Consider the following 20,123-nt stretch of genomic DNA (forward strand, 5'->3'; position numbering starts at 1 on the left):
AGCGCGGCGGGCTGCCGCGCTGGACTTCCCGTCCCAGACGTTTATTGGTCTTCGCCAATGTGATAGGCCTCCGCCAGCGAGGCCGATCCGAAAAGAGCGAGGACGCGCCCATGACGACATTGACGGTTAAGGACCTTCTCCCCGAGGACGGCACGCGGGGAACGCTTGTCGGCCGCGTCTGGCTGCCGCAGGCGAATGGCCCGGCCGTGGTCGCCGTGCGCGGCGATGGTGTGTTCGACGTCACCGCAAAATTCCCGACCGTCAGCGCACTCTGCGAGGAAGAGAATCCGGCGAAGGCGCTTGCCGCGATCAAGGGCGAGCGCATCGGCGATCTCGACGCTATCGTCGCCAACACGCCACCCGATCAGCGCGATGCCAAGAAGCCGTGGCTGCTCGCGCCGGTCGATCTCCAGACGCTGAAGGCAGCCGGTGTCACCTTTGCCATCTCGATGCTGGAGCGAGTGATCGAGGAGCGGGCGAAAGGCAATCCGGCCTCGGCCGAAGCAATCCGAAAGGAAGTGACGCGGCTGATCGGCGACGATCTGTCGAAGCTCAAGCCGGGCTCGGACCAGGCGATGCATCTGAAGCAGGTGCTGATCGACCAGAACGCCTGGAGCCAGTATCTCGAGGTCGGCATCGGCCCCGATGCCGAGGTCTTCACCAAGGCGCCGACCTTGTCGTCGGTCGGCACCGGCATGGATGCGGGGCTGCATCCGAAGTCGACCTGGAACAACCCCGAGCCGGAGCTGGTGCTGTTCGTCTCGAGCCGCGGCAAGATCGTCGGCGGCGCGCTCGGCAACGACGTCAATCTGCGCGACTTCGAAGGCCGTTCGGCGCTGCTGTTGTCGAAGGCCAAAGACAACAACGCCTCGTGCTCCATCGGCCCGCTGCTCCGTCTGTTCGACGACAGCTTTACCCTCGACGACGCCCGCAAGCTCGACATCAGCCTGAACGTGAAGGGGCAGGATGGTTTCGTCCTCGACGGTCATTCCTCGATCAGCATGATCAGCCGCGATCCGACCGATCTGGTCGAGCAGACCATCGGCAAGGTGCACCAATATCCTGACGGCTTCGTGCTGTTCCTCGGGACCATGTTCGCGCCGGTCAAGGATCGCGAAGCGCCGGGGCAGGGGTTCACCCACAAGCGGGACGACATCGTCACGATCTCGGCGCCCCAGCTCGGCAAACTCGTCAACCGCATGCGGACCAGCGACGAGTGCGAGCCCTGGACATTCGGCATCGGCGCGCTGATGAAGAATCTGGCGCAGCGGAAGCTGATCTAGCGCCGACTTTCTTCACCTCGCCCCGCTTGCGGGGAGAGGTCGAATTTGCGCAAAGCGCAAATTCGGGTGAGGGGGACTCTCCACGAGTCCGTCTGTCACCGGTTGAGCGGAGAGAGCCCCTCATCCCAACCCTCTCCCCGTAAGAACGGGGGCGAGGGAGCGCACCGTCGCTCTCGCAACAGCCCGTATCATTTTCTTCATCTCCGCGTTGCATCGCTGGAACAAAATCGCGCTGGGCGTGTCATACGGGGGGCCCTGCTGCCAGCCGTCGCACCCGACCCAAATAGTCAGACAATATGACTAGTCGGGACCAAACTTCCGTGAAATAGTCCCTCCCGCCGCCTCAAAGGTCGGCCTGTGGGTGCGATGCTACCGATCGGCGCCCCGGATAACATTTTGGGAGATACGCCTGATGATCCTCAAAGCCCTCTTTGCGGCCAGCGCCACTGCCGCGTTGCTGCTCGCGCTGCCGGCGAATGCCGCCGAGCTCACCATCGGCTTCTCGCAGATCGGATCGGAATCCGGCTGGCGCGCGGCCGAGACCTCGGTCTCCAAGCAGGAGGCCACCAAGCGCAAGGTCAATCTCAAGATCGCCGACGCGCAGCAGAAGCAGGAGAACCAGATCAAGGCGATCCGCTCCTTCATCGCGCAGAATGTCGATGCGATCTTCCTCGCGCCCGTCGTCTCGACCGGCTGGGACTCGGTGCTGAAGGAAGCCAAGGAGGCCAAGATCCCGGTCGTGCTGCTCGACCGCGACATCGATCCCTCCGGCAAGGAGCTCTATCTCACCGCCGTGACCTCCGACAGCGTTCACGAAGGCGAGGTCGCCGGCGACTGGCTGGCGAAGACCGTCGGCGCCAAGGCCTGCAACATCGTCGAATTGCAGGGCACGGTCGGCGCCAGCGTCGCCGCCAACCGCAAGAAGGGTTTTGACACCGCCATCGCCAAGCATGCGAACCTGAAGGTGGTGCGCAGCCAGACCGGCGACTTCACCCGCGCCAAGGGCAAGGAAGTGATGGAAAGCTTCATCAAGGCCGAAGGCGGCGGCAAGTCGATCTGCGCAGTTTATGCACACAACGACGACATGATGGTCGGCGCGATCCAGGCGATGAAGGAAGCCGGCCTTAAGCCGGGCAAGGAGATCCTCACCGTCTCGATCGATGCGGTCCCCGACATCTTCAAGGCGATGGTCGCCGGCGAAGCCAATGCCACGGTCGAGCTGACGCCCAACATGGCAGGCCCCGCGCTTGATGCCATCGCGGCCTTCAAGGACAAGGGCACCGTTCCGCCGAAATGGATCCAGACCGAGTCGAAGCTCTACACGCCCACCGATGATCCGCAGAAGATCTACGACAGCAAGAAGGGCCTCGGTTACTGAGGCGAGAGCGTCGCCGGACGACCGTGTTTCGGCAGTCCGGCGATCCCGCTCGAAACCGCCGCACGAATGAACAGGCTCCGTGTCCGCATCGTCAGCGGGCGCCGCTGGGAGTGAATTTGTCATGGAGAACAGCCCGGATTCCGCTGCTTCCCTGCTGGAGGTGCGCGGGATCAGCAAGAGCTTTGGCGCCGTGCGTGCGTTGCAGGAGGTCGACTTCACGCTTCGCGCCGGCGAGGTCCATGCGCTGCTCGGTGAGAACGGCGCAGGCAAATCCACGCTGATCAAGGTCGTCACCGGCGTATTCCCGCGCGATGCTGGCATCGTCAGGATCAGCGGCGAAGAGGTCGCGCCGCGCTCGGCCAAGGCGGCGGTTCAGGCCGGCATTGCCACGGTCTATCAGGAGGTCAATTTGCTGCCGAACCTCTCGGTGGCGCAGAATTTGTTTCTCGACCGGCAGCCGATGCGCTTCGGCATCGTGCGTGAAGGCGAGATGCGGCGTCGCGCGAAGTCGCTGCTCGCGGATTTCGGTCTCGACATCGACGTATCAGCGCCGCTTGGCAATTATTCGGTGGCGATCCAGCATGTCACCGCGATCGCGCGCGCCGTCGATCTCTCGGCACGCGTGCTGATCCTGGACGAGCCGACCGCGAGCCTCGACCGCCATGAGGTCGAGATCCTCTTTCGCATCATGCGTCAGCTTGCCAAGCGCGGCATTGGCATCGTCTTCGTCAGCCATTTCCTCGACCAGGTCTACGAGATCTCCGATCGCATCACGGTTTTGCGAAATGGCCGCCTGGTCGGCGAGCGCGAGACCGCGTCGCTGTCGCGGCTCGAGCTGATCCGGATGATGCTCGGCCGCGAGCTGGCCGAAACCACCAGCGCGCGGGCATCGGCAGGCGCACAGACGACGCGTGAAGTCTGTGCGAGCTTCCAGGGTTACGGCAAGGCCGGCTATGTCGCGCCGTTCAATCTCGAACTGCGCCATGGCGAGGTCGTCGGTCTCGCCGGCCTGCTCGGCTCGGGCCGGACCGAGACGGCACGGCTGGTGTTCGGCGCCGAGCGCGCCGATCGCGGACAGGCGAGGGTGGAAGGCGCGCCTGTCCGGCTTCAGTCGCCGCGCGACGGCGTGCGCCACGGCTTTGGCTATTGCCCTGAGGAGCGCAAGACCGACGGCATCGTCGCCGAGCTCACCGTGCGCGAGAACATCGTGCTCGCGCTCCAGGCCAAGCGCGGTTTGCATCGGCCGCTGTCGCGACGCGAGCAGGACGAGATCGCGAGCCGTTACGTCAAGATGCTCGACATTCGTCCGCCCGATCCGGAGCGTCCCGTCGGCCTGCTGTCCGGCGGCAATCAGCAGAAGGTACTGCTGGCACGGTGGCTTGCGACCTCGCCGCGGCTCCTCGTGCTGGACGAGCCGACCCGCGGCATCGACGTCGGCGCGCATGCCGAGATCATCCGCCTGATCCGCGAGCTCTGCGATGACGGGCTCGCGCTGCTCGTGATTTCCTCCGAGCTCGACGAGATCGTGACCTATTCCGATCGCGTGGTGGTGCTGCGCGACCGCGCCCATGTCGAGGAGCTCGCGGGCGAGGCGATCGACGTCGGCAACATTCTCGCCACCATTGCCGCCGATAGCGTCGCCGTTGCGCTTGAGGCTCACACATGACAGCGCTGTTGCCGCGCCGCGGCCTTGCCCAGATCCTCGCATTGATCGTCATTCTCGCGGTCGACCGCGTGGTGTCGCCGCAATTTTTCGATCTGCGGCTGCAGGACGGCCGCCTGTTCGGCAGCATGATCGACGTGCTCAACCGCGGTACGCCGGTGGCGCTGCTCTCGCTCGGCATGGTGCTGGTGATCGCCACGCGCGGCATCGATCTGTCGGTCGGTGCTGTCATGGCGATCTCCGGCGCGATCGCCGCGAGCCTCGCCGACAGCCACAGTCTGGCCGTGGTGCTGGCGGCTGCGCTCGGTGCGGGCCTGATCTGCGGATTGTGGAACGGATTTCTCGTCGCGGTGCTCGGCATGCAGCCGATCGTGGCGACCTTGATCCTGATGGTGGCGGGGCGCGGCATCGCGCAGCTCATCACCGAGGGCCGCATCGTGACCTTCTCCTCGCCCGATCTGGTCTGGCTCGGCAACGGCTCCATCCTCGGCGTGCCCGTGCCGGTCGCGATTGCGCTCGGCATGCTGATCCTCACCGGTGCGGTGGTGCGCGGCTCGGCACTCGGATTGCTGATCGAGGCCACCGGCGGCAATGCGCGGGCAAGCGAGCTCGCCGGCGTCGGCACGCGCGCGATGATCTTGGCGGTCTATGTTTGGTGCGGCGTTTGCGCTGCGCTTGCCGGCGTTATCGCAGCGGCCGACATCATGGGCGCGGATGCCAACAATGCCGGCCTCTGGCTCGAGCTCGACGCCATCCTCGCGGTGGTGATCGGCGGCACCTCGCTGTTCGGCGGCCGCTTCAGTCTCGTGCTGGCCGTGCTCGGCGCGCTGATCATCCAGACCATGAACACGGGCATTCTGCTGTCGGGCTATCCGCCCGAGTTCAATTTGCTGGTCAAGGCGGTGGTGGTGCTCGCGGTGCTGCTGCTGCAATCGCCGAAGCTGTCCGGCTTTGCCGGTGTCGTGGCGCGGCTGCGGAGGACCAAGGCATGAAAGGCCTGCCGCCCGTCCTCATCACGGCGATCGTGCTCGTCGCGGGATTCGCACTCTGCGCGATGCAGTTTCCCAACATCGCTTCCACCCGCGTGGTCGGCAATCTCCTGACCGACAACGCCTTCCTCGGCATCGTCGCGACCGGCATGACCTTCGTCATCATTTCGGGCGGTATCGATCTCTCGGTCGGCTCGGTGATCGGTTTCACCACGGTGTTCGTCGCGCTTGCGATCGAGCGCTGGGGAATGCCGCCCCTGGTCGCCTTCGTCGCCATTCTCGCACTCTCGGCGGCCTTCGGCGCGGCGATGGGCGCGGTGATCCATGTCTTCGATTTGCCGCCTTTCATCGTGACGCTCGCCGGGATGTTTTTGGCCCGAGGTGCCAGCTTCCTGCTCTCGACGGAATCGGTGCCGATCACAGCACCGGTCTATTCGACCGTGTCGGACTTCGCACTGCGACTACCCGGCGGTGGACGGCTGACGGCGGTCGCGATCATCATGCTTGCTATCGTGATCGGCGGCGCATTGCTGCTGCAGCTGACCCGGTTCGGCGCCAATGTCTATGCGCTCGGCGGCAGCCGGGCGACCGCGAGCCTGATGGGTGTCGCCGTCGGCAGGATGACGGTGAAGATCTACATGCTGTCGAGCCTGCTCGCCGGCATCGTCTTCTCCTTCTACACCAGCGCCGGCTACTCGCTGTCCGCGGTTGGCGTCGAGCTCGACAGCATCGCGGCCGTCGTGATCGGCGGCACGCTGCTCACGGGCGGGCAGGGCTCGGTGATCGGCACCTTCCTCGGCGTGCTGATCCAGGGCATGATCCAGACCTACATCAATTTCGACGGGACGCTGTCGAGCTGGTGGACCAAGATCGCGACCGGGGTGCTGCTGTTCGCCTTCATCGCCTTGCAACAGGGTTTGGTCGCGCTCGCGCGCCGGCCCGTGGCAAAGCGCGCGGGAGCAGTCTCATGACCACCTCGCGCATCCTCGTCATTCCGACGCGCCGGGCGCACTCAAATCACGCGGAAGTGGCCCGCTCGATCGGCGTTGACATCATCGCCGGCCGATATGCAGAAGGGACGCGCCTGCCTGGCGATGCCGAGATGATCGCGATGTTCGGGGTGTCGCGACCGGTGCTGCGCGAGAGCGTGAAGACGCTGGTGGCCAAGGGCCTGCTTACTACCAAGGCCCGCGTCGGCACGGTCGTGCGCGAGCGCGTCGCCTGGAACATGTTCGACGCCGACGTGCTGGCCTGGCACCTGGATGCCGGGATCGACAAGCGTTTCCTCAACGACCTCGCCGAGATCCGCCTCGCGGTCGAGCCGCGCGCGGCGATGCTCGCGGCGGCGCAGCGGTCGGAGCAGGATCTCTCCGAGCTCCGTCGCTGCATGGAGCGGATGCGGCTTGAAGCCTCCGACTCCGTTGGCTTCGCGGATGCCGACCTCGCGCTCCATGTCGGTGTGGCGCGCGCCTCCGGAAATCTGTTCATGCGCTCGATCGGGCACGTCATCGAGGCTGCGTTGCGCGCCTCATTCCTGCTCAGCGCACCGGTCGAACCGGAGGACCGCGACACCGTTCTGCTCTGGCATCAGAAGATCGTCGATGCCATCGCGGCCGGTGATGCAACGACTGCGTCGGAGGCGATGGTCTACGTCATTCACAACGGCATGCGCCGCCACGAGGGTACAGTGATCGAGACTGTACCGGCCGAAGCGCTGCCGTCCGCGGAAGCTGGAGAAAGATCGTGACTGAACTTCGCATCGCCATCGTTGGCTTCGGCAAGATCGCGCGGGACCAGCATGTCGGCGCCATCGCAGCGGTTCCCGGCGCGACGCTGGCGGCCGTCGCCAGCCGCAATGCCTCGCTGCCGGATCTGCCGCATTTCGCGACCATCGAAGAGCTGCTGGAAAAAGGTCCGCCGATCGACGCGGTGTCGCTCTGCACGCCGCCCCAAGTACGCCGCGCCCAGGCGGTCGCAGCGCTCAGGGCCGGCAAGCATGTCATGCTGGAGAAGCCGCCCGGCGCCGGCGTTGCCGAGCTCGATCCATTGATCGCGATGGCCGGTGAGGCCAAGCGAACGCTGTTTGCGACCTGGCATTCGCGCCATGCGCCGGCGGTCGAGCCGGCGCGCGAGTGGCTCGCCGCCCGCCGCATCCGTTCCGTGCACATCAACTGGAAAGAGGACGTCCGCGTCTGGCATCCCGGGCAGGCCTGGATCTGGGAGCCGGGCGGGCTCGGGGTGTTCGATCCCGGCATCAATGCGCTGTCGATCCTGACCAGGATCCTGCCGTCTCAGGTGTTCGTCACCGCGGCCGAGCTCGCCTTCCCCGCCAATTGCCAGGCGCCGATTGCCGCGAAGCTGACGCTGACCGACATCGACGGCCTGCCTGTGACCGCCGAGTTCGATTTCCGCCAGACCGGGCCGCAGAGCTGGGATATCCTGGTCGAAACCGACCAGGGCCGGATGACGCTATCCCGCGGCGGCCGGATCATGGCGATCGACGGCAAGACCGTTGCCGAGGCGCCCGATGAGGAATATCGGGAGCTTTACCGGCGCTTCGTCACGCTCGCCGCGACAGGGGCGAGCGACGTCGATCTGGCGCCGCTTCGTCTCGTTGCGGACGCCTTCCTGCTCGGCAGGCGCACGATCGTCGAACCGTTTGTGGATTGATCATGGCTGGATCGAAAACAGAAAAGGACGTCTTCGGAACGCTGCCTGACGGCCGCAAGGTCGAGCGCATCGTGCTGCGCGGCGAGGGCGGGTTCGAGGCGCGCATCATCACCCACGGTGCAGTCTTGCAGGCCTTGATCGCGCCGGACGCCAAGGGCGGCTACGACGACGTCGTGCTCGGCCATGACGCATTTGCCGGCTATCTCGCCGAACGGAAGTTCTTCGGCGCCACGGTCGGCCGCTACGCCAATCGCATCGCCAACGGGCAATTTTCGTTGGACGGCGAGGCGGTCCAGCTTCCCGTCAACAACGGTCCGAATGCGCTGCATGGCGGACTGGACGGTTTTGATCGCAAGCTCTGGGACATTGCGGAGATCGACGATGGCGCCGAGCCCGCGGTCACGCTGACCTACACGAGCCCGCATGACGAGGAAAACTATCCCGGTCGGCTCGATGTGCGCCTGACCTATCGTGTTACCGGCCCGGCTGAGCTATCTCTGATCATGGAGGCGCGGACCGACCGGCCGACCATCGTCAACCTGACCAACCACAGCTTCTTCAATCTGGAGGGCGCGACATCAGGCACGCCCATTCTCGATCACAAGCTGACGGTCGCGGCCGGGCATTTCCTCGCGATTGATCCCACCGCCATTCCGTTGCCCGAGCCGCCGCGCAGCGTTGCCGGCACGCCGTTCGACTTCCGCGAGCCGCGGGCGATCGGCGAGCGCATCCGCGCGAGCGACCAGCAATTGCGCAACGGCAGGGGCTACGATCACACCTACTGTCTCGCGCGTGACGGCAAGCTTGCGCTCGCGGCGCAGCTGGAGGCGCCGCGCTCGGGGCGCATCATGGAGCTGTTCACTGATCAGCCCGGTCTGCAGGTCTATTCGGGTAATTATCTCGACGGCACGATTTCGGGCAAGAGCGGCAAGCTGTACCGTCAGTCGGACGCCATGTGCCTGGAGCCGCATATCTGGCCGGACGCACCGAACCGGCCGGATTTCCCGAGCCCGCGCCTAGCGCCCGGCGAGGTCTATCGCCATCATACGGTCTATCGCTTTGCGGTGAGGAGGTCCTGATGGAACAGGTGCCGACCTCGGTTCTTTCGGACGATCCTTGCCATCTCGGCGAGGGACCGACCTATGACGTGACCACCGACACCGCCTGGTGGTTCGATATCCGGGAGGGGCGACTGTTCGAGGCGCAGCTCGGCAGCGGCGGCATTCGCGTTCATGCGATGGGCCGGATGGCGAGCGCGCTTGGGCGGATCGATGCCGAACGGCAGTTGATTGTCGCGGAAGACGGCCTCTATATCCGCAAAATTGCCGACGGCGCGATGAGGTTGCTCTGTCCGCTCGAAGCCGACAACCCCGCGACCCGCTCCAACGATGCCCGCGTGCATCCCTCCGGCACGTTCTGGATCGGCACCATGGGCCGCAAGGCGGAAGCAGAGGCAGGCGCGATCTACGCGTTTCATCGCGGCGAGATCTCGATGCTGTTTCCGCGCATCAGCATTCCTAACTCGATCTGCTTCTCGCCCGATGGCGCCACCGGCTACTTCGCCGACACTGCGCGCGCGGTGCTCTACGCGGTGCCGCTCGATCCCGCGACCGGCCTGCCCCGCGGCGAGCCGGAAGTGCTGCTGCGCCACACCGGCGTCGGCGGCCTCGACGGATCGGTGTGCGACGCGGACGGAAACATCTGGAACGCCTGCTGGGGCGCGAGCCGCGTCGACGTCTACTCTCCGCAAGGCGAGCGGCTGCGCTCGCTCAGCGTGCCGGCAAAGCAGGCGAGCTGCCCCGCTTTTGTCGGCCCTGATCTGTCGCGTCTCCTCGTCACTTCCGCCTGGCAGGACATGGATGCGGCGGCGCGTGCCGCCGATCCGCAAGCAGGCCACACCTTCCTGTTGGAGGCATCCGCGCGCGGTCGCGCGGAGCCCGACGTCAAGCTCGCATAGGAGGCTAGAAGCTGCAGACGACCAAAGTTCTCGACGACACGAAAAAAACAGTCTGACATCCAAGGGAGCGAAACATGTTGAAACTGAAGACGACATTCCTCGCGCTGGCGCTGGCCGGCGCTGCGACGATGGCCGCGGGCGTCACCGCCTCGGCCCAGGACAAAGCAACAGTCGGCATCGCCATGCCGACCAAATCGTCGGCGCGCTGGATCGACGATGGCAACAACATGGTCAAGGTGCTGAAGGAGCGCGGCTACAACACCGACCTGCAATATGCCGAGGACGACATTCCGAACCAGCTCTCGCAGGTCGAGAACATGGTGACCAAGGGCGCGAAGGCCCTGGTGATCGCTGCGATCGACGGCACCACGCTCTCTGACGTGCTCAAGCAGGCAAAAGCAAAAGGCATCACCGTGATCGCCTATGACCGCCTGATCCGCGGCACGCCGAACGTCGACTATTACGCGACCTTCGACAATTTCCAGGTCGGCGTGCTCCAGGCCGAGTCGATCGTGCAAGGCCTCGGCCTCAAGGATGGCAAGGGTCCGTTCAACATCGAGCTGTTCGGCGGCTCGCCCGACGACAACAACGCCTACTTCTTCTACAACGGCGCGATGAGCGTGCTGAAGCCGTACATCGACAGCGGCAAGCTCGTCGTCGTCTCCGGCCAGATGGGCATGGACAAGGTCGCGACCTTGCGCTGGGACGGCGCCACCGCGCAGGCCCGCATGGACAATCTGCTCAGCGCCTACTACGGCAACAAGAAGGTCAACGCGGTGCTGTCACCGTATGACGGCCTATCGATCGGCATCATCTCCTCGCTGAAGGGCGTCGGTTATGGCAGCGCCGGCCAGCCGATGCCTGTCATCTCGGGCCAGGATGCCGAAGTGCCCTCGATCAAGGCGATGCTGCGCGGCGACCAGTATTCGACCATCTTCAAGGACACCCGCGATCTCGCCAAGGTGACCGCCGACATGGTCGACGCTGCGCTTGCCGGCAAGCAGGTCACCGTCAACGACACCAAGACCTACGAGAACGGCGCCAAAACCGTGCCGTCCTATCTGCTCAAGCCGGTCGTGGTCTACAAGGACAATTGGGAGAAGGTCCTGGTGGAGAGCGGCTACTACAAGAAGGCCCAGTTCCAGTAAGAGGTCTACTCCCTCTCCCGACCTGCGGAGAGGGAGTTCTTTAGGGTTAGAGCGAAGCGCATGTTTATCAACTCGTCATGCCCGGGCTTGTCCCGGGCATCCACGTCCCTCTTCGCAAGCGGCTGCACGTGGATGGCCGGGACAAGCCCGGCCATGACGATTGTGGAAGCCCCGGGGAGAATGAATCGATGACCGCAATGCTGGAGATGCGCAACGTCAGCAAGAGCTTTTCCGGCGTCCAGGCGCTGCGCGATGTCAACTTCATGGTTGAAGCCGGGCAGATCCACGCCCTCGTCGGCGAGAACGGTGCCGGCAAGTCCACGCTGATGAAGGTGCTCAGCGGCGTCTACCCGGCCGGCAGCTACGAGGGCACCGTCATCTTCGATGGCGAGGAGCGCCGCTTCCGCGACATCAACGATTCCGAGGCGCTCGGTATCATCATCATCCATCAGGAGCTGGCGCTGATCCCGCTGATGTCGATTGCCGAAAACATCTTCCTGTCGCATCCGCCGTCCAAGCTCGGCGTTATCGATCGCAACGAGGTATATCGGCGCACGCGGGACCTGCTGGCGCAGGTCGGCCTCAAGGAATCGCCGGACACGCTGATCACTGATCTCGGCGTCGGCAAGCAGCAGCTGGTCGAGATCGCCAAGGCGCTGTCCAAGCGGGTGCGGATGCTGATCCTGGACGAGCCGACGGCGAGCCTCAACGAGGCCGACAGTGCCGCGCTGCTCGAACGTCTCATGGCCTTCCGCGAGCAGGGCATCGGCTCGATCCTGATCTCGCACAAGCTGAACGAGGTCGCCCGCGTCGCGGACCACATCACCGTCCTACGCGACGGCCGCACCGTCGACGGGATCGACTGCCGCGCCGAGCCGATCCAGGAGGACCGCATCATCCGCAGCATGGTCAACCGCGATCTCGCCCATCGCTTTCCGGAGCGCAGCGCAAAGATCGGCGAGCCCGTCCTCACCGTCGAGAACTGGTCGGTCTACCATCCCATCCATCCCGAGCGGCAGGTGATCAAGAACGTTGATTTCAGCGTGAAACGCGGCGAGGTCGTCGGCATTGCCGGATTGATGGGCGCTGGCCGCACCGAATTCGCCATGAGCCTGTTCGGCCGTTCCTGGGGCACCGCGATCAGCGGTCGCATCCGGCTCGAGGGCCATGAGATCGTGCTGCCGAACGTCGCGGCTGCGATCGACGCCGGCCTTGCCTATGTCACCGAGGACCGCAAGCAGCTCGGGCTGATCCTCGCCGACGACGTCCGCAAGAACATCACGCTCGCAAGCCTCGACCAGGTCGCTCCTCGCCGCGTGATCGACGACATCGCCGAGCTGAAGGTCGCCAGCGACTACCGCAACCGGATGCGCATCCGCTGCTCCGACGTCTATCAGGAGACCAGCCAGCTCTCCGGCGGCAACCAGCAAAAAGTCGTGCTGTCGAAGTGGCTGATGACGGATCCCAAGGTCTTGATCCTGGACGAGCCGACCCGGGGCATCGACGTCGGTGCCAAATACGAGATCTACTGTATCATCAACGAGCTTGCAGAGGCCGGCCGTGGTGTGGTGGTGATCTCCTCGGAGATGCCCGAGTTGCTCGGCATCTGCGACCGCATCTGCGTCATGAACGACGGCGCCTTCGTCGGCGAGTTCAAGGGCGCCGACGCAACGCAGGAAAAGATCATGCACGCCATCATGCGCAACAACAGAAATTATGGAAGCCGCGCCCTGGCGGGTGCCGAGATGGGAGGATCGCAGCCATGACCGACAAGACGGTTTCGCTGCCCGAGGAGCGCCGGAACGGCAGCTTCATCAAGAACAATCTGCGTAACTACGGCATGCTGATGTCGCTGATCGCGATCATGCTGTTCTTCCAGGTCATGACCGGCGGCACGCTGCTGCAACCGCTGAACCTGACCAATCTGGTGCTCCAGAACAGCTACATCGTCATCATGGCGCTGGGTATGCTGCTCGTCATCGTTACCGGCCATATCGACCTCTCGGTCGGTTCGGTCGCGGGTTTCGTCGGCGCGGTGGCCGCCGTGCTGATGGTGACATACAAGGTCGACTACACGCTCGCCTTCATCGCCTGCCTGCTGCTGGGCGCGGCGATCGGCGCCGCGCAGGGCTATTGGGTGGCCTATTTCAAGATCCCGTCCTTCATCGTGACGCTAGCGGGCATGTTGGTGTTCAAGGGGCTTGCGCTCGCGGTGTTGCAGGGCCAGTCGCTCGGACCGTTCCCGGCGACCTTCCAGAAACTGTCCTCCGGCTTCATTCCGGAGCTCTTGCCGGAGGCCGGCACCCTGCATCCGACGTCCATGCTGATCGGTGCGGTGCTCGCGCTCGGCCTCGTCTACGCCAGCGCCAGGGGAAGGTCGCGCGAGCAGTTGCACGGCATCGAAGTCGAACCCTACGCGTTCTTCCTCGGCAAGAGCATTCTTCTGGCCTGCGCCGTGCTCTATTTCACCTATCTGATTGCCTCGCATCGCGGCCTGCCCAACGTGCTGGTGATCATGGGTGCGTTGATCGCGCTCTACGGCTTCGTCACCCGCCGCACCGTGATCGGCCGGCAAATCTATGCGGTCGGCGGCAACGCCAAGGCCGCAAGCCTATCGGGCATCAAGACGGAACGGTTGACCTTCCTCACCTTCGTCAACATGGGCGTGCTCGCCGCGCTCGCCGGCCTCGTCTTCGCCGCGCGCCTCAACACCGCAACGCCGAAGGCGGGTCTCGGCTTCGAGCTCGACGTCATCGCCGCCTGCTTCATCGGCGGCGCCTCAGCCTATGGCGGTGTCGGCCGCGTCGGCGGCGCCGTGGTCGGCGCCATGATCATGGGTGTGATGAACAACGGCATGTCCATCCTCGGCATCGGCATCGACTATCAGCAGGTCATCAAGGGCCTGGTGCTGCTCGGGGCGGTGTGCATCGACGTGTACAATCAGCGGCGGTAACCACGTCGGCAGTGCAGTAGGGTGGGCAAAGGCGCAGCGCGCCGTGCCCACCATCCTTCCGCAATTGCGCGAGCAGTGTGGTGGGCACGCTTCGCTTCGCCCACCCTACGGGAGCGGTGCCTGCGTCGTGAACAGCACCGCCGCGATCGCGACGGAAAGGCTCACTGCCGATACGGTTGCCACGGTCGACAGCACGCCCATTCGCCGGAGCGCGATGGCGAAGACGATGATGATGGGCGTCGCGGTGATCAGCCCGATTTGTGCATCGCTCATGTCATCGCTCGCAGCTCCACGGAACCCTGGGGCGTTTGGTACCGCGACCCGGCCGGCTGGACGTTGCGACGGCGCAAACAAATTGATCGGCATCCGCCCAAGTTTGTCCGGCAACAAACTCGGATCGGCCCGGCTGAGCTAAGTCTGGCTGGTGTCCTGATCCGGAAGAGCAGATGTCGGCAGCCGATTGCGAACCACAGGGAACGGGCTGGGGAATCCTGGACGATCTTCCGGGCGATCCCATGATCTGGGTGCTGATCTTCAGCGAGCTCGCCGCCTTCGGTCTGTTTCTCGGTGCCTTCACGGTCGCCCGCGCGATCCATCCCGCCGCGTTCGCCGCGGGGCAGGCGGCACTTGATCCGGGTCTCGCCGGATTGAACACTGTCGTGCTGGTGACGAGCGGTTGGGCCGCGGCCCGGGCTACGAAGGCCGCGCGGGCCAGCGAGAGGCGGGCGACACGATACTGGCTCCTCACAGCCATGGGGCTTGGTAGCCTGTTCGTGGCGGTCAAGCTCGGCGAATATGCCGAAGAGATCGGACGCGGCATTGGACTCGAGACCAGTCCGTTCTTCACACTCTACTTCCTCCTGACCGGCTTCCATCTCCTGCACGTCTGCCTCGGCGTCATCATCCTCGCATTGGTCTGCCGCCGCGCTGAAGCGTTCGGCGTCGAGACGGGAACGGCCTTCTGGCACATGGTCGATCTGGTCTGGATCGTGATGTTCCCGATTCTTTATCTGGTGCGGTGACGATGCCGGATCGCCTGGACTTCACTTGGATCGCGCTGATCGGCCTCGCGCTCGCGACCATCCTGGTGCCGCCGCTGGTGCCGCGGCCACTGCTCGGCAACGCCCTGCTGCTGACTTTGGCTGCCGTGAAGGGGCGCCGGATAGCGCTCGACTTCCTCGATCTTCGCGCGGTGCCTGCGCTCTGGCGCGGCCTCGTCAGCGCCTGGATCCTCATCGTGGTGCTGTTTGCCTGGCTCACATCCGCCGTCGTCGCCCTGATCTGACTCACTCCTTGCGCCCTGACAAAGAACGGGCCGGGCCAATCGGCAATAAATCGCATCACCGATTTACGCGACGCGACTCAATTGAAAGGATTGGCAATGGCTGAACGCCTGACCAAGTCGGCCGCTCGAAACGTCTTCTACGGCGGCTCGGCTTTTTTCTTCGCCATCTTCATCGGGCTGACGGCGCACAGCCACTACTACATGGCCACGACCTCGACGGACGCGGCGACGCTGACGTCGTCGGTCGCCCGCGGCAAGCATGCCTGGGAGAAGAACTCCTGCATCAATTGCCACACGTTGCTCGGCGAAGGCGCCTATTTCGCGCCCGAAGTCGGCAACGTCTGGGATCGATGGGGCGGCAAGGAAGACCCGGCCGGCGCGCGAGAGACGCTGAAGGCCTGGATGCAGTCGCAGCCCTCGGGCGCGGAGGGCCGGCGGCAGATGCCGCAATTCAACCTCACCGACCAGGAACTCAACGACCTCGCCGATTTCCTGCAATGGGTGAGCACGATCAAGCGCCAGGATTGGCCGCCGAACAAGGCCGGCTGAGCCCGCCGCTTTCCTCTTTCAAGACAGAGAGATCCGAGATGAAATATCAGACCCAGAAAGTCGCGATGCTGTATTTCTACGGCGCGCTGACCCTGTTCCTGGCCCAGGTCCTGTTCGGCCTCCTCGCCGGGACCATCTACGTCCTGCCCAACACGCTGTCGGTGCTGCTGCCGTTCAACATCGTCAGGATGATCCACACCAACGCGCTGATCGTGTGGTCGTTGATCGGCTTCATGGGCGCGACCTACTTCCTGCTGCCTGAGGAAACAGAGACCGAGCTGTACAGCCCGCTGCTCGCAAAGATCCAGTTCTGGATGTTCTTCGGCGCAGCAGGCGTCGCGGTCGTGGGCTATCTCTTCCACTACCACGAGGGCCGCGAGTTCCTCGAGCAGCCCTTCATCATCAAGATCGGCATCGTCGTCGTCTGCCTGATGTTCCTGTTCAACGTGACCATGACCGCGCTCAAGGGGCGCAAGACCACGGTCACCAACATCCTGCTGTTCGGCCTGTGGGGCGTTGCGATCTTCTTCCTGTTCGCCTTCTACAATCCGGCGAACCTCGCGGTCGACAAGATGTACTGGTGGTACGTCGTCCATCTCTGGGTCGAGGGCGTCTGGGAGCTGATCATGGCCTCCGTGCTCGCCTATCTCATGATCAAGCTCAACGGCATCGATCGCGAGGTGGTCGAGAAGTGGCTCTACGTCATCATCGGCCTCGCGCTGTTCTCGGGGATTCTCGGCACCGGCCACCATTTCTACTGGATCGGCGCGCCCGGCTACTGGCAGTGGATCGGCTCGCTGTTCTCGACGCTCGAGGTCGCGCCGTTCTTCACGATGGTGATCTTCACGGTGCAGATGACCTGGAAGGCCGGCCGCAAGCACCCGAACCGCGCCGCGCTGCTGTGGTCGGTCGGCTGTTCGGTGATGGCGTTCCTGGGCGCCGGCGTCTGGGGTTTCCTGCACACGCTGTCCTCGGTGAACTACTACACCCACGGCACCCAGGTCACCGCCGCGCACGGCCATCTCGCCTTCTTCGGCGCCTATGTGATGCTCAATCTTGCCGTGATGGCTTACGCGATCCCGCAGATCAAGGGACGCGCGCCCTATAACCAGTGGCTCAGCATGACGAGCTTCTGGATCATGTGCACGGCCATGATGACCATGACGTTCGCGCTGACCTTTGCCGGCGTGGTCCAGGTCCATCTCCAGCGCGTGCTCGGCCAGGGCTACATGGACGTGCAGGACCAGCTCGCCTTCTTCTACTGGGTGCGGCTCGGCTCCGGTGTGTTCGTCGCGATCTCCGCGCTGATGTTCGTCTGGGCCGTGCTGGTGCCCGGCCGCGAAAGGCAGGCGACCATTCCCGCCGCGCTACAGCCGGCCGAGTAAGCGTGAAGGCGGCCGCGTTTCATCGCGGCCGCCGGTTCAGACATTTTCGGAGAGAGATCATGAAAGCAGCTCTTCACGCCTTGGCCGCGCCGGCACCCGCGCTACCGGCCTATGTCGCAAGCGGCAACGAATGCGCGCTGTTCGAGCATGCCTGGCGGCACCGGCTTCCGGTCCTGCTGAAAGGGCCGACCGGTTGCGGCAAGACGCGTTTCGTGGCGCATATGGCGGCACGGCTGGGCTTGCCGCTGCACACCGTCGCCTGCCACGACGATCTCACCGCCGCCGATCTCACGGGGCGCCATCTGCTGAGCGGCGGCGACACCGTGTGGACCGACGGTCCGTTGACGCGCGCGGTCCGCGAGGGCGGCATCTGCTATCTCGACGAGGTGGTGGAAGCCCGCAAGGATGTCACCATCGTGCTGCATCCGCTCACCGACGACCGCCGTATCCTGCCGCTGGAGCGAACCGGCGAGGAGCTCGTTGCGCCCGCGAGCTTCATGCTCGTCGTCTCCTACAATCCCGGTTACCAGACCCTGCTCAAGGCGTTGAAGCCCTCGACGCGGCAGCGCTTCGTCGCCATCGAGTTCGGCTTCCTGCCCGCCGAGCAGGAGATTGCGGTGGTGTCGGCCGAGAGCGGGCTGCCGCCGGATCGCGTACGGCCGCTGGTTGCGCTTGCCGGACGTCTGCGGGCGCTGAAGGGGCATGATCTGGAGGAGGGCGTCTCGACCCGGCTCGTGGTGTATTGCGCGACCTTGATTGCGGCGGGAGTCTCGATCGCCGACGCCGTGCTCGCCGGCATGATTGAGCCGCTGACCGACGATTCCGACGTCAAGGCGGCGCTGCTGGATGTCACGCGCGCTGTGATTGGGTGAGGCCGATTCCATGCTCGACTTCCTCGAATTGGAGGAGACGGTCGGCCGTGCCTGGCACCGGATGGTCGGCGGCACCGCGAGCTATCCGGTTCACGATGACCACGCGGTCGCGCTCGCAGAGGTGAGAGGCCGGCTGGCGGTGATGTTCCGTGCGCTTGGGGGCGAGACGGGTGTTCAGATCGCAAGCGCAGGCGCACGCAGAGCGGACCATCGGCTCGGCTGGCGGCAGCGCATCGGCCTCGGAGACGAACGTCTCGAACAGCCGGGCCGCGACGCCGCGACCATCTTCCTCCCCGATCGCATTGCGATATTTGCCGACCGCGACCTCAACGCATGCCTCTATCGCTGGCTTGCGGCGTGGTTCGCGGTCGCGCCGATCGAGACGATCACGGAGGATGATCCGCTGCGGAGGGACCTTCTGGTCCTGCGCCGGGCGAGCGAGACGGCGGTCTTCGTGCTCACGCAGTTTCCCGGGCTCGCCGCCGATTACGCGCAGCTCGCCGCAGCAATGGCCGAGGCCCGGCCGCGACGTTCGTTGCCGCGTCTCGAGCAGGAGATCGAGCAGATCGCTCTCGCCTTGCTCGGGGCCGGAAAGGCGCCCGCGGGCCAGCTATGGCCGGCGATGATGGGAACAGGTCCGCTGCCGGACAAGGCGCCGCCGGGCTATCGCTCGGTGCTGCCGTGTCCGCTCTGGGGCGATTGCTGGACGCGCGAGCTCTCGCCCGCGCATGCGGGCGACGATGCGTGCGCACCGGGCGCGAATGCCGTGGCCCAGGACAATCGCAAGCGCTTTGCCGTGCGCGAGCGCGAGGACAACGCCAACCGCCGCGATGCCTTCGTGCTCAACCGCTTCGAAAAGATCCTCGCGATGGCCGAGATGGTCAATGTCGACCGTCCGGCTGACGACAGCGAGGACGAGGACGCGCAGAAGGCCGCCGACGATCTCGAGGAGATCACGCTCAGTCGTCGCAGCGGCAAGCCGGCGAGCCGGCTCAAATTCGATCTCGACCTGCCGCCGGAAGCCCTTGATGCCTCGCCGCTGAACGCTGACTTCAGCTATCCCGAATGGGACTACCGCAGCAGCTCCTACCTGCCCGATCACTGCCGCGTGCTCGCGGGCGCCGCGTCCGAGACCGGCGAGACTTGGTCGCCCGACGAGATCATGCGCCGGCACATTCGCCAGGTGCGGAGACGCTTCGAGATCTTGCGGCCGCGCCGCGAATTGATGCGCGCCCAGGCCGATGGGCACGACCTCGACCTCGACGCGCTCGTGCGCGCGCGGTGCGATCTTCGCGCCGGCAGCAGCGGCGGTCTCGAACGTATCCATGTCGCGATGCGCCCGCAGGGGCACGATCTCGCCGTCACGCTGCTCGTCGACGTCTCGCTCTCGACGGACGCCTGGGTCGAGGGCCATCGCGTGCTCGACGTCGAGAAGGAGGCGCTGCTCGTGCTCTCGCACGGCCTGTCAGCCTGCGGTGACCACCACAGCATCCTGACCTTCACGTCCCGCCGGCGGTCCTGGGTGCGGCTCGAAACTGTCAAGGCCTTCGGCGAGCCGATGAGCGGGGCAGTGGAGCGTCGTATCGGCGCGCTGAAGCCCGGCTATTACACGCGGATCGGCGCGGCGGTGCGCCACGCCTCGGCCGAGCTCGCCCGTCAGCCGCAGCGCAAGAAGCTGCTGCTCGTCCTCACCGACGGCAAGCCGAACGATGTCGATCATTACGAAGGCCGTTTCGCGGTCGAGGACACCCGCAAATCGGTGCAGGAGGCGCGCCGGCTCGGCATCGCCGCCTTCGGCATCACGGTGGACGCAACCGCGCAATCCTATTTCCCGACGCTGTTCGGGCGCGGCGGCTACGCCATCGTCGGTAATATCCGCCGACTGCCCGCGGCGCTGCCGGCGATCTATCGGCAGGTGGCGCACTGATCCAGGAAAGGGTGCGGCGTTCCGTTCTCTGGTGAGCTATTGCCCATGCTATGGGTATATGATC

19 protein-coding genes are annotated in these 20,123 nt (G+C 65.0%); 18 read left to right on the forward strand and 1 reads right to left on the reverse strand.

Annotation, left to right across the window (positions count from 1 at the left end; genetic code table 11):
• Positions 1-110 precede the first annotated feature (110 nt).
• The 12 genes from AC0L20_RS19760 (at position 111) to mmsB (ending at position 14,041) form a co-directional block, all read left to right on the forward strand.
• A complete protein-coding gene (locus tag AC0L20_RS19760) occupies positions 111-1,283 on the forward strand; it encodes a fumarylacetoacetate hydrolase family protein (protein ID WP_473291085.1) in 1,173 nt (390 codons plus the stop codon).
• A gap of 412 nt (positions 1,284-1,695) precedes the next feature.
• Positions 1,696-2,661 (forward strand): galactofuranose ABC transporter, galactofuranose-binding protein YtfQ, encoded by a 966-nt coding sequence (ytfQ, locus tag AC0L20_RS19765; protein ID WP_007608422.1) that lies wholly within the window; start codon positions 1,696-1,698, stop codon positions 2,659-2,661.
• Positions 2,662-2,782: 121 nt separating this feature from the next.
• Positions 2,783-4,327, forward strand: a complete 1,545-nt coding sequence (locus AC0L20_RS19770) for a sugar ABC transporter ATP-binding protein (RefSeq protein WP_473291087.1) — start codon at positions 2,783-2,785, stop codon at positions 4,325-4,327.
• Complete coding sequence (locus tag AC0L20_RS19775) at positions 4,324-5,316, forward strand: ABC transporter permease (RefSeq protein ID WP_473291089.1); 993 nt, start codon at positions 4,324-4,326, stop codon at positions 5,314-5,316. The genes AC0L20_RS19770 and AC0L20_RS19775 overlap by 4 nt, the downstream gene beginning before the upstream one ends.
• Positions 5,313-6,284: a galactofuranose ABC transporter, permease protein YjfF gene (yjfF, locus tag AC0L20_RS19780; RefSeq protein ID WP_473291091.1), complete on the forward strand. Its 972-nt coding sequence runs from the start codon at positions 5,313-5,315 to the stop codon at positions 6,282-6,284. The genes AC0L20_RS19775 and yjfF overlap by 4 nt, the downstream gene beginning before the upstream one ends.
• A complete protein-coding gene (locus tag AC0L20_RS19785) occupies positions 6,281-7,060 on the forward strand; it encodes a FadR/GntR family transcriptional regulator (protein WP_473291093.1) in 780 nt (259 codons plus the stop codon). The genes yjfF and AC0L20_RS19785 overlap by 4 nt, the downstream gene beginning before the upstream one ends.
• Positions 7,057-7,983, forward strand: a complete 927-nt coding sequence (locus AC0L20_RS19790) for a Gfo/Idh/MocA family protein (protein ID WP_473291095.1) — start codon at positions 7,057-7,059, stop codon at positions 7,981-7,983. The genes AC0L20_RS19785 and AC0L20_RS19790 overlap by 4 nt, the downstream gene beginning before the upstream one ends.
• Positions 7,984-7,985: 2 nt before the next feature.
• The gene (locus AC0L20_RS19795; protein ID WP_473291097.1) at positions 7,986-9,062 is read left to right on the forward strand and encodes an aldose epimerase family protein; all 1,077 of its coding nucleotides are present in this window, start codon (positions 7,986-7,988) and stop codon (positions 9,060-9,062) included.
• Positions 9,062-9,940, forward strand: coding sequence for an SMP-30/gluconolactonase/LRE family protein (locus AC0L20_RS19800; protein WP_473291099.1), 879 nt, complete (start codon positions 9,062-9,064; stop codon positions 9,938-9,940). Before AC0L20_RS19795 ends, AC0L20_RS19800 begins: the two co-directional genes overlap by 1 nt.
• Before the next feature lie 74 nt (positions 9,941-10,014).
• Positions 10,015-11,088 carry a multiple monosaccharide ABC transporter substrate-binding protein gene (gene chvE, locus AC0L20_RS19805; protein WP_368508332.1) on the forward strand — a complete coding sequence of 358 codons (1,074 nt, stop codon included), beginning with the start codon at positions 10,015-10,017 and terminating at the stop codon, positions 11,086-11,088.
• Between the two features lie 188 nt (positions 11,089-11,276).
• Positions 11,277-12,854, forward strand: coding sequence for a multiple monosaccharide ABC transporter ATP-binding protein (gene mmsA / locus AC0L20_RS19810; RefSeq protein WP_473291102.1), 1,578 nt, complete (start codon positions 11,277-11,279; stop codon positions 12,852-12,854).
• The gene (gene mmsB / locus AC0L20_RS19815) at positions 12,851-14,041 is read left to right on the forward strand and encodes a multiple monosaccharide ABC transporter permease (RefSeq protein ID WP_027569186.1); all 1,191 of its coding nucleotides are present in this window, start codon (positions 12,851-12,853) and stop codon (positions 14,039-14,041) included. The genes mmsA and mmsB overlap by 4 nt, the downstream gene beginning before the upstream one ends.
• 105 nt (positions 14,042-14,146) lie before the next feature.
• On the opposite strand, the gene AC0L20_RS19820 is transcribed toward mmsB, so the two are convergent.
• Positions 14,147-14,314: a hypothetical protein gene (locus AC0L20_RS19820; protein ID WP_473291105.1), complete on the reverse strand. Its 168-nt coding sequence runs from the start codon at positions 14,312-14,314 to the stop codon at positions 14,147-14,149.
• A 173-nt stretch (positions 14,315-14,487) separates the two neighbouring features.
• Between AC0L20_RS19820 and AC0L20_RS19825 the strand changes: the two genes are divergently transcribed.
• The 6 genes from AC0L20_RS19825 to AC0L20_RS19850 all read left to right on the forward strand — a co-directional run bounded on the left by AC0L20_RS19825 (position 14,488) and on the right by AC0L20_RS19850 (position 20,059).
• Positions 14,488-15,063: a cytochrome c oxidase subunit 3 family protein gene (locus tag AC0L20_RS19825; RefSeq protein ID WP_473291107.1), complete on the forward strand. Its 576-nt coding sequence runs from the start codon at positions 14,488-14,490 to the stop codon at positions 15,061-15,063.
• A gap of 2 nt (positions 15,064-15,065) precedes the next feature.
• Positions 15,066-15,326: a cytochrome C oxidase subunit IV family protein gene (locus tag AC0L20_RS19830; RefSeq protein ID WP_473291109.1), complete on the forward strand. Its 261-nt coding sequence runs from the start codon at positions 15,066-15,068 to the stop codon at positions 15,324-15,326.
• A 96-nt stretch (positions 15,327-15,422) separates the two neighbouring features.
• Positions 15,423-15,875 carry a c-type cytochrome gene (locus AC0L20_RS19835; RefSeq protein WP_473291111.1) on the forward strand — a complete coding sequence of 151 codons (453 nt, stop codon included), beginning with the start codon at positions 15,423-15,425 and terminating at the stop codon, positions 15,873-15,875.
• Between the two features lie 38 nt (positions 15,876-15,913).
• Complete coding sequence (locus tag AC0L20_RS19840) at positions 15,914-17,260, forward strand: cbb3-type cytochrome c oxidase subunit I (RefSeq protein WP_473291113.1); 1,347 nt, start codon at positions 15,914-15,916, stop codon at positions 17,258-17,260.
• A 59-nt stretch (positions 17,261-17,319) separates the two neighbouring features.
• Positions 17,320-18,132: an AAA family ATPase gene (locus AC0L20_RS19845; protein WP_473291117.1), complete on the forward strand. Its 813-nt coding sequence runs from the start codon at positions 17,320-17,322 to the stop codon at positions 18,130-18,132.
• 10 nt (positions 18,133-18,142) lie between these two features.
• The gene (locus tag AC0L20_RS19850) at positions 18,143-20,059 is read left to right on the forward strand and encodes a nitric oxide reductase activation protein NorD (RefSeq protein WP_473291121.1); all 1,917 of its coding nucleotides are present in this window, start codon (positions 18,143-18,145) and stop codon (positions 20,057-20,059) included.
• Positions 20,060-20,123 lie beyond the last annotated feature (64 nt).

It is taken from the genome of Bradyrhizobium sp. Kon58 (genome assembly GCF_055807455.1).

Bases quoted from the DNA above. Each gene is read 5' to 3' on its own strand.
- AC0L20_RS19760 (WP_473291085.1), top strand. From the start codon at position 111: ATGACGACATTGACGGTTAAGGACCTTCTCCCCGAGGACGGCACGCGG.
- ytfQ (WP_007608422.1), top strand. From the start codon at position 1,696: ATGATCCTCAAAGCCCTCTTTGCGGCCAGCGCCACTGCCGCGTTGCTG.
- AC0L20_RS19770 (WP_473291087.1), top strand. From the start codon at position 2,783: ATGGAGAACAGCCCGGATTCCGCTGCTTCCCTGCTGGAGGTGCGCGGG.
- AC0L20_RS19775 (WP_473291089.1), top strand. From the start codon at position 4,324: ATGACAGCGCTGTTGCCGCGCCGCGGCCTTGCCCAGATCCTCGCATTG.
- yjfF (WP_473291091.1), top strand. From the start codon at position 5,313: ATGAAAGGCCTGCCGCCCGTCCTCATCACGGCGATCGTGCTCGTCGCG.
- AC0L20_RS19785 (WP_473291093.1), top strand. From the start codon at position 6,281: ATGACCACCTCGCGCATCCTCGTCATTCCGACGCGCCGGGCGCACTCA.
- AC0L20_RS19795 (WP_473291097.1), top strand. From the start codon at position 7,986: ATGGCTGGATCGAAAACAGAAAAGGACGTCTTCGGAACGCTGCCTGAC.
- AC0L20_RS19800 (WP_473291099.1), top strand. From the start codon at position 9,062: ATGGAACAGGTGCCGACCTCGGTTCTTTCGGACGATCCTTGCCATCTC.
- chvE (WP_368508332.1), top strand. From the start codon at position 10,015: ATGTTGAAACTGAAGACGACATTCCTCGCGCTGGCGCTGGCCGGCGCT.
- mmsA (WP_473291102.1), top strand. From the start codon at position 11,277: ATGACCGCAATGCTGGAGATGCGCAACGTCAGCAAGAGCTTTTCCGGC.
- mmsB (WP_027569186.1), top strand. From the start codon at position 12,851: ATGACCGACAAGACGGTTTCGCTGCCCGAGGAGCGCCGGAACGGCAGC.
- AC0L20_RS19820 (WP_473291105.1), bottom strand. From the start codon at position 14,314: ATGAGCGATGCACAAATCGGGCTGATCACCGCGACGCCCATCATCATC.
- AC0L20_RS19825 (WP_473291107.1), top strand. From the start codon at position 14,488: ATGTCGGCAGCCGATTGCGAACCACAGGGAACGGGCTGGGGAATCCTG.
- AC0L20_RS19830 (WP_473291109.1), top strand. From the start codon at position 15,066: ATGCCGGATCGCCTGGACTTCACTTGGATCGCGCTGATCGGCCTCGCG.
- AC0L20_RS19835 (WP_473291111.1), top strand. From the start codon at position 15,423: ATGGCTGAACGCCTGACCAAGTCGGCCGCTCGAAACGTCTTCTACGGC.
- AC0L20_RS19840 (WP_473291113.1), top strand. From the start codon at position 15,914: ATGAAATATCAGACCCAGAAAGTCGCGATGCTGTATTTCTACGGCGCG.
- AC0L20_RS19845 (WP_473291117.1), top strand. From the start codon at position 17,320: ATGAAAGCAGCTCTTCACGCCTTGGCCGCGCCGGCACCCGCGCTACCG.
- AC0L20_RS19850 (WP_473291121.1), top strand. From the start codon at position 18,143: ATGCTCGACTTCCTCGAATTGGAGGAGACGGTCGGCCGTGCCTGGCAC.